This window comes from Xanthomonas sp. SHU 199 (assembly GCF_000364665.1).
GTDB lineage: Bacteria > Pseudomonadota > Gammaproteobacteria > Xanthomonadales > Xanthomonadaceae > Xanthomonas_A > Xanthomonas_A sontii.
The window spans coordinates 1-10,612 of the sequence record NZ_AQOI01000687.1; the positions used below are offsets into that span (position 1 = coordinate 1).

9 protein-coding genes and 1 tRNA gene are annotated in these 10,612 nt (G+C 68.2%); 6 read left to right on the forward strand and 4 right to left on the reverse strand.

The window, feature by feature from the left end; genetic code table 11:
* From D183_RS28090 to D183_RS0119735, 6 genes are all read left to right on the forward strand, one after another.
* Window positions 1–250 (forward strand): hypothetical protein (locus tag D183_RS28090; protein WP_232757323.1); only part of this gene is annotated, 250 nt, incomplete at its 5' end.
* The gene (locus D183_RS0119715; RefSeq protein WP_017910523.1) at window positions 247–1,836 is read left to right on the forward strand and encodes a cytochrome ubiquinol oxidase subunit I; all 1,590 of its coding nucleotides are present in this window, start codon (window positions 247–249) and stop codon (window positions 1,834–1,836) included. The genes D183_RS28090 and D183_RS0119715, both read left to right, overlap by 4 nt.
* Before the next feature lie 19 nt (window positions 1,837–1,855).
* On the forward strand, window positions 1,856–3,007 hold the full coding sequence (cydB, locus tag D183_RS0119720; protein WP_026144684.1) for a cytochrome d ubiquinol oxidase subunit II: 1,152 nt from the start codon (window positions 1,856–1,858) through the stop codon (window positions 3,005–3,007).
* Between the two features lie 23 nt (window positions 3,008–3,030).
* Window positions 3,031–3,162, forward strand: a complete 132-nt coding sequence (gene cydX / locus D183_RS0119725) for a cytochrome bd-I oxidase subunit CydX (protein WP_017910525.1) — start codon at window positions 3,031–3,033, stop codon at window positions 3,160–3,162.
* Between the two features lie 60 nt (window positions 3,163–3,222).
* Window positions 3,223–3,299, forward strand: a tRNA-Pro gene (locus D183_RS0119730).
* Between the two features lie 270 nt (window positions 3,300–3,569).
* Window positions 3,570–3,899, forward strand: a complete 330-nt coding sequence (locus D183_RS0119735) for a hypothetical protein (protein WP_232757324.1) — start codon at window positions 3,570–3,572, stop codon at window positions 3,897–3,899.
* A 22-nt stretch (window positions 3,900–3,921) separates the two neighbouring features.
* Here D183_RS0119735 and D183_RS0119740 read toward each other — a convergent pair whose 3' ends face one another.
* From D183_RS0119740 to D183_RS0119755, 4 genes are all read right to left on the reverse strand, one after another.
* A complete protein-coding gene (locus D183_RS0119740; protein ID WP_026144685.1) occupies window positions 3,922–5,106 on the reverse strand; it encodes an HlyD family efflux transporter periplasmic adaptor subunit in 1,185 nt (394 codons plus the stop codon).
* A complete protein-coding gene (locus D183_RS0119745; RefSeq protein WP_017910528.1) occupies window positions 5,099–7,267 on the reverse strand; it encodes a type I secretion system permease/ATPase in 2,169 nt (722 codons plus the stop codon). Before D183_RS0119745 ends, D183_RS0119740 begins: the two co-directional genes overlap by 8 nt.
* Window positions 7,257–8,429, reverse strand: coding sequence for a TolC family protein (locus D183_RS25345; protein WP_232757325.1), 1,173 nt, complete (start codon window positions 8,427–8,429; stop codon window positions 7,257–7,259). The genes D183_RS0119745 and D183_RS25345 overlap by 11 nt, the downstream gene beginning before the upstream one ends.
* Window positions 8,430–8,530: 101 nt before the next feature.
* Window positions 8,531–10,612: Ig-like domain-containing protein (locus D183_RS0119755; protein WP_017910530.1), on the reverse strand; the 2,082-nt coding region annotated here is incomplete at its 5' end.

Here is a 10,612-nt window from a genome sequence, read left to right on the forward strand (position 1 = left end):
CGGCGGGCAATGCAGTGGACGGCTCGGCGGAATCGGTCAAAACGGGCTCGGCGCGGCGAACGAAGTCGCCAGTTTAGCGGGAAGGCGCTTCCGGGCCGGAACCGCCGTGGCCGCCACGATGCCGGGCACCCCGGTGCCGCACATTGATCTGAATCAAGGTCGAACGCGCCGCAGCGGCGGAAGATCGCCTCCAATCTCCCGCCACTCGGCCACCCAGATGCACATCTTCCACGAGGTAGCACAGCCATGATCGACACCACTGTCGTAGAGCTGTCGCGGCTGCAGTTCGCCATGACCGCGATGTACCACTTCCTGTTCGTCCCGCTCACCCTGGGCCTGTCCTTCATGATCGCGATCATGGAGAGCGTGTACGTCATGACCCGCAAGGACGTGTGGCGGCGCATGACCCTGTTCTGGGGCGTGCTGTTCGGCATCAACTTCGCGATGGGCGTGGCCACCGGCATCGTCATGGAGTTCCAGTTCGGCATGAACTGGTCCTACTACAGCCACTACGTCGGCGACATCTTCGGCGCGCCGCTGGCGATCGAAGGGCTGATGGCGTTCTTCCTGGAGGCGACCTTCATCGGCCTGTTCTTCTTCGGCTGGAGCAAGCTCACCCCGGTCAAGCACCTGATGGTGACCTGGCTGATGGCGCTGGGCACCAACCTGTCGGCGGTGTGGATCCTGATCGCCAACGGCTGGATGCAGAACCCGACCGGCGCGGTATTCAACCCGGACACCATGCGCATGGAAGTGGTGGACTTCATGGCGGTGGTGTTCAACCCGGTGGCGCAGGCCAAGTTCGTGCACACGGTCAGCGCCGGCTACGTGACCGGCGCGGTGTTCGTGATGTCGATCAGCGCGCTGTACCTGCTGCGCGGCAAGCACCGCGACATCGCCCGGCGTTCGTTCGCGGTGGCCGCCGCGTTCGGCCTGGCCTCCTCGCTGTCGGTGGTGGTGCTGGGCGACGAGAGCGGCTACGCCGCCAACGAACACCAGAAGATGAAGCTGGCCGCGATCGAGGCGATGTGGGAAACGGAGCAGGCGCCGGCCGACTTCACCGCCTTCGGCATTCCCAACCAGGCCACCGGCAAGAACGACTACGCGATCAAGGTGCCGTACCTGATGGGCCTGATCGCCACGCGCTCGTTGAACACGCCGGTGCCGGGCATCCTGGAACTGGTCAAGCGCGCCGAGCACCGCGTGCGCGGCGGGCAGATCGCCTACGGCGCGCTGCAGCGGCTCAAGGCCAACCGCAACGACGCCGAGGCGCGCGCGGTGTTCGATCGCCACTGGCAGGACCTGGGCCACGGCCTGCTGCTCAAGCGCTACCGCGAGGACATCCTCAACGCCACGCCGGAGGAGATCGCCAAGGCCGCGCTGGACACGGTGCCGCGGGTGCTGCCGCTGTTCTGGACGTTCCGGGTGATGGCCGGCCTGGGCTTCTACCTGATCGCCTTCTTCGCCGCCGCGCTGTGGTTCTCGTGCAAGCACAATTTCGAGGACAAGCGCTGGTTCCTGAAGCTGGCGCTGTGGACACTGCCGATGCCGTGGATCGCGATCGAGTGCGGCTGGTTCGTGGCCGAGTACGGCCGCCAGCCGTGGGCGGTGGAAGGCGTGCTGCCGACCTTCTATGCCGCCTCCGGCCTGGCCCTGCACGACATCCTGATCACCCTCGCCGGCTTCGTGGCGATCTACACCACGCTGCTGATCATCGAGATCAAGCTGATGCTCAAGGCGATCCGCAAGGGGCCGGACGACCTGCCCGCCCTGCTGCAACCCGCCCCGCGTCCCGTCACCCCGATCGCCGCACCTGCGGCCGCCGGCCACCTCTGACCCCGGCAGGAGACACACCATGGACTTCATTGCATTGGACTACACCGCGCTGCGCGTGATCTGGTGGCTGCTGCTGGGCATCCTGCTGATCGGCTTCGCGGTGATGGACGGATTCGACCTGGGCGTCGGCGCGCTGCTGCCGTTCGTGGCCAAGACCGACGCCGAGCGCCGGCTGGTGGTCAACACCATCGGCCCGGTCTGGGAAGGCAACCAGGTCTGGTTGATCCTGGGCGGCGGCGCGATCTTCGCCGCCTTCCCGCCGCTGTACGCGGTGAGCTTCTCCGGCTTCTACCTGGCGATGTTCGTGATCCTGTTCGCGCTGATCCTGCGCCCGGTCGGGTTCAAGTTCCGCGGCAAGCTGCCCAGCCAGCGCTGGCGCAACGGCTGGGACTGGGCGCTGTTCGTCGGCGGCTTCATCCCGGCGCTGATCATGGGCGTGGCGGTGGGCAACGTGCTGCTGGGCGTGCCGTTCCACTTCGACGACACCCTGCGGGTGTTCTACACCGGCAGCTTCTTCGGCCTGCTGATGCCGTTCGCCCTGCTCGCCGGCCTGCTCAGCGTGAGCATGCTGGTGGCGCACGGCGCGGCGATGCTGGTGCTGAAGACCGACGGCCCGGTGGCCGAGCGCGCGGCGCGCTACGGCAGCATCGCCGCCCTGGCGGCCTGCGCGCTGTTCGCCGGTGCCGGGGTGTGGGTGGCCACCGGCCTGCCCGGCTACACGGTCACCTCGCAGGTGGTCACCGACGGCGCCACCAACCCGCTGCTGAAGACCGCCGTGCTCGGCGAGGTCGGCGGCTGGATGCACAACTACCAGCGCATGCCGCTGACCGCCCTGGCCCCGGCCGCCGGCCTGCTCGGCCTGCTGCTCAGCGCGGTGCTGCTGCGCAAGCGCCGCGGCGGCCTGGCCTTCATCGCCTCCGGTGCGGCCATCGCCGGCATCATCCTGACCGTGGGCTTTGCGATCTTCCCGTTCCTGCTGCCCTCCTCCAGCCAGCCCGGCTCCAGCCTGACCGTGTGGGACGCCTCCAGCAGCCACCTGACCCTGTGGATCATGCTGCTGGCCACCGTGGTGTTCCTGCCGATCATCCTCGGCTACACCACCTGGGTGTACCGCGTGCTCAAGGGCAAGGTCACCGCCGCCTCCCTGGACGACAACCCCAACGCGTACTGACGCGCCCGCAAGGAGAAACGATCATGTGGTACTTCGCCTGGATTCTCGGTGTCGGCCTGGCCTCCACCGCCGCCATCCTCAACGGCATGTGGTTCGAGGCGCGCGAGCGCAACGCGGCGGGTGCCGCCGCGGACGCGGCCGACGCGGCGGACTGAAATTTTTTTGCAAAGGCGCTTGCCGAATGCGGAAGACCTCCGTATCATGTGCGGCTCCTTCGGGGTGTAGCTCAGTCTGGTAGAGCGCTACGTTCGGGACGTAGAGGTCGCAGGTTCGAATCCTGTCTCCCCGACCAGTTTCAAGGTCACAAGAAGCCTGGAAAACCACAGTTTTCCGGGTTTTTTTGTGTCTGCAATCCGGTGCCGCCACACAGCGCGGCAACCGCCCGCCTCCGTCTTCTCGAAGCAGCCTGGCCTTGACGCCCGGGCCCGGCGCCTGGCCACAATGGCGACGGGGAACCGGCGCATGCATCACGACCTGCGTCTTCGGCAACGATACGTGCCGAAGCAAGGCGGCGGGCATGTCCGTTTCGACGCTCACGACTCAGACAAACGGACACGACACCATGAAACTGAAAGCGACGCTCTGTCTCTCATTGATCGCGCTCTACTGCGCGCCGGCGGCCGCGGTGACCGAAACCGACAAGTCGGTGGACCGCCTCGGCGTGCAGGGCGTACAGGGCGGCACGACGGCCTACTTCAGCGTCAAGGATGCGCTCTCCACCACCTGCAAGTTCGACATCGTCTACTTCAACCTCGGCGACGAGTTCGGCAAGGCCGCCTATGCGAACCTGCTTGCCGCGCAGACCTCGGGCAAGAAGCTCTCGCGCTTCGAGTATTGGCAATCTGCTCCAGGCGAAACCTGCACGCTCTCACTGGTCGAATCGCGCAGCTGAGTGGTGGCGGCCGCGGTTGCGCTCAGCGCAACCGCGCCTTCAACAGCGGACGCAGCAGGTAATTGAGCACGCTGCGCTTGCCGGTGAGGATGTCGACCTCGGCCACCATGCCGGGGATGATCGGCAACGCTTCGCCACCGCGGCGCAACTGGCTGCCGTCGGTGCGGATCAGCACCTGGTAGAACGACTCCTTCCCATGCGGGGTCTGCTCCTCGATGGTATCGGCGCTGATCTGCTCGACCGTGCCGTTGAGCTCGCCGTAGATCGTGTAGTCGTACGCGGTGATCTTGACCCGCGCGTTCATGCCCGGCACCAGGAACGCCACGTCGCGCGGCTTGATCCGCGCCTCCACCAGCAGCCGCTCCTCCACCGGGATGATCTCCATGATCGGCTCGCCCGGCGGGATCACGCCGCCGCGGGTGTTGATCAGCACGGTGTTGACCCGTCCGCGCACCGGCGACAGGATCTCGGTCCGGCGCAACTGGTCGTGGCGCTGGCGCACGATCGGCTCCAGCGCACCGAGATCCGCCTTGCGCTTGGCCAGCTCGGTATAAGCCTCCTGGAAGTAACTGTTGCGCAGCTCGCCGAGCCGGCCCTGCAAGGTGGCGATGTCCTGGCTGAGCTTGAGCGCCTCGACCTGGCTGACCGCGCCCCTGGCCACCAGCGGCCGCACGATGTTCAACTGATCCTGGGCCAGGCGGATCTGCCGCTGGATCGCCTGGCTGCCTTCGGCCAGCTTGCTGCGGCGCGACTCGAACAGGTCGCGCTCGGAACGCTGCAAGGCCTCATTGGAGGCGACCTGCTCAGGGAAGGCGATGCGGTCCTTGCCCAGCACTTCGGCTTCCAGGCGCGCGATCGCCGCATGCAGCACCTGCTCCTGGTTGACCGACTCCTGATAGTTGGTCAGGAAGTGGGTGCGTTCCAGGCGCACCAGCGGCTGTCCCGGCTTGACCAGTTCGCCTTCCTGCACCAGCAGCCGATCCAGGATCCCGCCCTCCAGGCTCTGGATCTTCTGCATGCGGCTGTACGGCACCACGCGGCCATCGCCACGGGTGACCTCGTCCAGCTCGGCCCAGGCCGCCCAGGCCAGGAAGATCGCCACGGTCGCCAACACGGTCCACAACAACGGCCGGTACAGCGGATGAGTGGAAGCCAGCAGCGGATCGGCCAACCGCCGCCGCAGCGCGATCGAGGAGTGCTCAGCCATGGCCGCCCGCCAGTGCCGGCGCCGGCGCCTGTACCCGGTTGCCCTGCAGCACCTGCTCCACCGGTCCATCCACCACCACGCGTCCTTGCCGCAGCACCACGGCACGCCGGGTCAGTTCGAGCATGCTGCGCTTGTGCGTGCTCAGCACCAGCGTGCGCGTGCCCAGCCAGCGCTGCAGGTAGGCGATGACCAACTGCTCGCTGTGCTGATCGAACGCCGCGGTGGGTTCGTCGAGCAGCACCACGCCGGGATCCTGCAGCAGCAGCCGCGCCAGGCCCAGCGCCTGCCGCTGTCCGCCGGAAAGGCTGGTGTTGCCCTGGATCGGCAGGTCCAGGCCGAAGGGATGCGCGCGCACGAATGCCCCCAGCCCCACCCCGTCCAACGCCGCGTACAGCTCGTCGTCGCCCAGCGCCGCGCCGTGCAGGTTGAGGTTGTCGCGCAGGCTGCCGTGGAACAGCGCCACGTCCTGCGGCAGGTAGCCGATGTTGCGCATGCGATCGGCCGGGTCGATCTGCGCGATCGCCACGTCGTCGAGCAGTAGCCGCCCCGATTGCGCGTCGACCAGGCCCGCCAGCAGGCGCAACAGGGTGGACTTGCCGGCGCCGTTGCCGCCGAGCAACGCCACGCGCTCGCCGGCGCCGATCCGCAGCGCCTGCACGTCCAGCGCCGGCGGCTGATCGCCATGGCGCAGCGTCACCGCATCCAGGCGATAGTCGCCCTTCAGCCGCAGCTTGTGCACGAAGCGTTTGCCGGCCGGACGCTCCTGCGCTGCGCCCAGCAACTGGTCCAGCCCCTCCATCGCCACCCGGGTATGCTGCCAGCGCCCCAGCACCGCGGCCGCCTGCCCCAGCGGCGCGATCGCGCGCGCGGCCAGCAGCGAGCAGGCCACCAGCGCACCGACGGTCATCTCGCCCTGCTGGATCCGATAGACGCCGAACACCACCACACCGACGTAGGCCAGCTGCTGCACCACCGAGGCGGCATAGCTGAGCGCGGTGGTCAGCGAATGGGTCTTCATCGCCGAGGCCGCCAGTTGCGCGGTCAGCCCCTCCCACAGGCCCTGGCAGCGGCCCTCGGCACGCGCGGCCTTGATCGATTCCAGATGCTCGAACGCCTCCAGCAGCAGGCCGTTCTTCATCGCGCCCTCGCGCAGGTTCTGCCGCGACAGCGCGCCGAGCAGGCGCTGCGCCAGCAGCCCGGGCAGCACCATCAACACGCAGGCGACCAGCGGCACCCACACCACGTGGCCGCCGATCAAGGCGATGATGGCCAGGAAGATCGCCACGAACGGCAAATCGCTGATCAGCGCTGCGCTGGACGTGGTGTAGAACTCGCGCACCGACTCGAACTCGCGGACCTGCGTACTGAAGGCCCCCATCGACCCCGGTTTGGCCGCCATGCGCATGGCCAGCACGCGCGAGAACAGCAGCGTGGACAACTGCAGGTCCAGGCGCTTGCCCAGCACCGCCAGCAACTGCCCGCGCAGGGTGCGCAACACGCCTTCCAGCACGATCGCCAGGACCACGCCGCTGGCGAGGATCCACAAGGTATCGAAGGCCGCGTTGGGCACCACGCGGTCGTAGACCTGCATTGCGAACAGCGCGGTGGCGATCGCCAGCAGGTTGGCGACCATCGCCGCCATCGCCACTTCGGCATAAGAGCGCCACAATTTCTTCAGCGGGCCGTAGAACCAGTGCTCCGCGTCGCTGCCGGCATAGCCGCCGATGCGTCCATCGTCGCGAAAGCGCGGTTTGGCGAATACCGCCGAGCCACTGTACAGCCGCTCCAGTTCGGACAGCGGCATGGCCTGCTCGCCGCCACTGGCATGCGGCAGCAGCACCCGCGCCTGCTGCGACTCGATCGCCTCCAGCAGCAGGGTGCGACCATCGTGCAGCAACAGCAGCGCGGGCAGCAGATAGCCGTCCATCCCCGCGAGCGGATAGTCCAGCACGTCGGCATTGAGATCGGCACGGCGCAGTGCCCGGGGGACCAACCGCAAGGGCAGTCGCCCCTGATCCAGCGCAATGCCATCCACCAGTTCGGCATCGGTCAACGGCCGCCCCAGGCGCTGGCACAGCAACAACAGGCCAGGCCGCAGGCCATCCACCTCCGCTGCCTGCGGGGCGCCGATCGACACCGCCGAATTGTCCTCAACCTGCATGGGCGCTCTCCCGGAACATGGCCTGCAACGCCCCGACCTGCGCCGCGGCACGGTAGCGCAGGCGCTTACGTTCGATCCGCAACGCGATCAACTGGCGTTCGGCCTCCAGCCGCTCGCGCTGTACATTGAGCAGTTCGATCACCTCGCGCCGGCCCACGCTCAACTGCTCGCGGTAGAGCTCGGCCACCTCCACCGCCTGCTGCGCCTGTTGCAGCAGTGCCTGCTCGCGCCCGCGCAGCGCATCGCCGGCATCGGCCAGCGTCTGCACGGTGCGCAGGATCTCGCGGCGCACGGCATCCACGTTCCACTGCGCCGCTTCCAGGCGCTGCCGCGCGGCCTGCGGACGCAGAAACGTCGACATGCCCTGAAAGACGTCCATGCTCAGGCGCAGCGAAATGGTCGAATCGTTCTGCAGGCGCCCGCCGACGTCGCGGCGCAGCGCGGCGGCTTCCAGATTCAGTTGCGGCTTCAACGCCGCGCGGGCCTCGCGCACTTCGGCTTCGGCGGCACGCACCTGTTCGTTGGCCTTGCGCAGCAAGGGCGAGGCGTCCACCGTCCGCGGCAACTGTGCCGGCGCCAGTTGCGGCAGGTCCGGCAGGTCCGGTTCGAGCAGACCCTCGGCCTCCGTGCCAACCAGCAGCAGGAACTGGTTGCGCGCCTCCTGCAGCGTGCCCTGCTCGGACGCCAACTGGTCCTGCCCACGCGCCAGTTCCAGCCGCGTGCGCTCCAGTTCGCTGCGATCGGCGTAGCCACCGCTGCGCGCTTCGCTGAGGTCGGCGATGGCCTGCAGGCGTTGCAGATGCGCCTGCACCGCCTGCAGCCGCTGCTGCGCCAGCAGTACGTCCAGGTACACGTCCACGATCGCCAGCGCGGCATCGTCGGCGGCGACCTCCACCCCGGCGTCCTGCCCGCGCTGCTGCGCCCGTGCCGCCGCGACCCTGCTCGACACACGGCCCCAGTCGTACAGCATCTGCGAGAGGTTGACGTCGTAGACCACCTCGCCGGGATCCATGGCCTTGGGCCCGGCGCCCACCGACAACGCCGGGTAGTAGCCGCTGCGCGCGATGCGCACGTCGGTGGCGGCACGTGCCGCCTCGGCCATCGCCGCGCGCAGTTGCGGCTCGCTGCTCAGGCCTTGTTGCACCGCCTGGGCCAGCGACATGGCGAAGGCACCTGGCGGTACCGCCAGCAACAGCCAGACGCAGGCGCTGGCCGCCCGGCCAGGCCGGCGCACGCGCCGGCCGTGCGTGCAGGTCTCCCCCATCAGGCCGTCACCACCGCAAGCGTGTTGTCCTCCACCAGCAACGTGGCGCTGCCGAAGCTGTAGACGTGGTAGGTGATGCCATCGATCGCCTGTGTTGTGCCGCTGTCGACGGCACCGACGACGTTGAGCACATCCGCGCTGTCGCCGGTGATCTGCAAGGTATCGTTGCCGTCGGTGATCGCCAGCACCTCCGACGCGGTCAGGGTCAGAGTACTTCCGGAGTCGCCCTTGCCCAGGTCGATACGCTCGATGTTGGACAGCGTGCCCACGCCTGCCGCGTTGTAGTCCAGATCGATGCCGTTGGCGAACAGCACCGTATCGAAGCCGGCGCCGCCGTCGATGCTGGTGAAGTTGGTCGCGGTGATCTGGATGGTGTCGTCGCCATTGCCGGCCAACACCTGATCGCCGCTGCCGACGTTGAAGATCAGGTCGCTGCCGTCGCCGGCGACGATACGCTCGCTGCTGCCGTCGGCGCCGGACAGGATGTCGATGCCGCCAGTACCATTCACGCTGATGGTGCCGATGCTCAGGGCCGCGCCACTGCCGGACAGGCTGATGCCATAACGCGCACTGTCGTTGCCGAGCGTGTCGGTGGCGACCACTTCGAAGGCGACCTGCGCGCCAAGGTTGAGCACGCCGGACGCGGTGAGCCCGAGTTGGCTCAGGACGCTGGGACTGAGCAGGTTCAAGGCGAAGTCACCATTGGCGTCGGCCTGAATGGGCGTGAGTTCGACGTTGAGCGCCGGAGTGATGACGCGGATCGCCAGGCTGGCATTGGGGTCGGCGTTGCCGCTGAATCCGAAGGTCGCCGGCAACAGCGCGAAGTCCAGCCCGAAGTCGCCCAGCGTCAGCGGCTGCGCGATGTTGGCGCCAACCCCCAGCGAGGCGACCGAGCTGGTGTTGCCCGCCGGATCGGCGCCCACTACGGACACCTGCGCATTCAGCAACTGCGACCAGCTCAGGCCGATATCCAGGCCGGTGAGCAGATCCAGCGAGGCCAGGCCGCTGTTGTCGGCCGTCAGCGTGGCCGTGGCCTGCACGCCGCCCACATTGACGTTGACCGTCAGTGCAGTGCCCGGTTCGCTGGAAATCGTCAGCAGATTGGCGACCAGCGACAGCACCGGGGTGGCCGGCGGGATCGTATCGATGGTGAAGCCGACCGAGGACGAGGCCGGGCCCCCGTTGAGATCGGCGGTGACCGTCGCGGCGCCCTGCGGCAACGCGGCGCCGCCGCTCGGCGGCAGCACCGAGACCACCACGTTGCCGGCAGCGAGGTCGCCGCTGGTGAGCGTGTGCGGGACATCCACCACGTAGCCGTTCTGGCCGGCGAAATGCACGGTGACCACCTGGCCGACCAGCATGTTCGGCCGCAGTTGCACCACCACCTGGATGCCGTCGCCGATTTCCGCAGCGTTGATCCAGGTATCGCCGGCCTCGGGCACGCTGAGCAGCGGCGGCGACAGATCCGGGGCGGTGAGCAGTGCGGGCGGGCTGACGTTGCCGGCGGCATCGACCGCCACCACCGACAGTGCCTGCCCGATCACCAGCGCCGGCACCAGCGGCAGGCTGAAGGCGCCATTGCCATCGGCCTGGATCAAGAGTGGATTGGCGGTATCGCCGTTCACCACCACACGCAGTTGCGCGTTGGCTTCGGCGGTGCCGGTGAGCAGGCTGCCGTCCAGGCTGATCGTGACCAGCGGTGCCGCCGGTGCCAGCGCATCCACCGTGGTGGTCGCCGGAGGACTGACATTGCCGGCGGCATCGGTGGCTACGGCGTTGACGACGGTGCCGTCCGGCAGTGGCGCCGCCGGGGTGACGCTCCAGTTGCCGGCGCCATCGGCGGTGGTCTGCCCGATCAGGTTGCCATTGCCGTCGGTGACAGTGACCGTCGCACCCGCTTCGGCAGTACCGACAATCGCCGTGCCGTTGCTCGGCTGCAGCACCGGCGCCGCCGGTGCCAGCGCGTCGATTGTGGTGGACGCCGGCGGGCTGGCATTGCCGGCCGCATCGGTCGCCACGGCATTTACCACCGTGCCGTTCGGCAAGGCCGTGCCCGGTGTGACGCTCCAGTTGCCGGCGCC

What these genes read in the sequence shown, in the direction of transcription:
- cydB (WP_026144684.1), top strand. Translation starts at nt 1,856, where the DNA reads ATGGACTTCATTGCATTGGACTACACCGCGCTGCGCGTGATCTGGTGG.
- cydX (WP_017910525.1), top strand. Translation starts at nt 3,031, where the DNA reads ATGTGGTACTTCGCCTGGATTCTCGGTGTCGGCCTGGCCTCCACCGCC.
- D183_RS0119735 (WP_232757324.1), top strand. Translation starts at nt 3,570, where the DNA reads ATGAAACTGAAAGCGACGCTCTGTCTCTCATTGATCGCGCTCTACTGC.
- D183_RS0119715 (WP_017910523.1), top strand. Translation starts at nt 247, where the DNA reads ATGATCGACACCACTGTCGTAGAGCTGTCGCGGCTGCAGTTCGCCATG.
- D183_RS0119740 (WP_026144685.1), bottom strand. Translation starts at nt 5,106, where the DNA reads ATGGCTGAGCACTCCTCGATCGCGCTGCGGCGGCGGTTGGCCGATCCG.
- D183_RS0119745 (WP_017910528.1), bottom strand. Translation starts at nt 7,267, where the DNA reads ATGCAGGTTGAGGACAATTCGGCGGTGTCGATCGGCGCCCCGCAGGCA.
- D183_RS25345 (WP_232757325.1), bottom strand. Translation starts at nt 8,429, where the DNA reads ATGTCGCTGGCCCAGGCGGTGCAACAAGGCCTGAGCAGCGAGCCGCAA.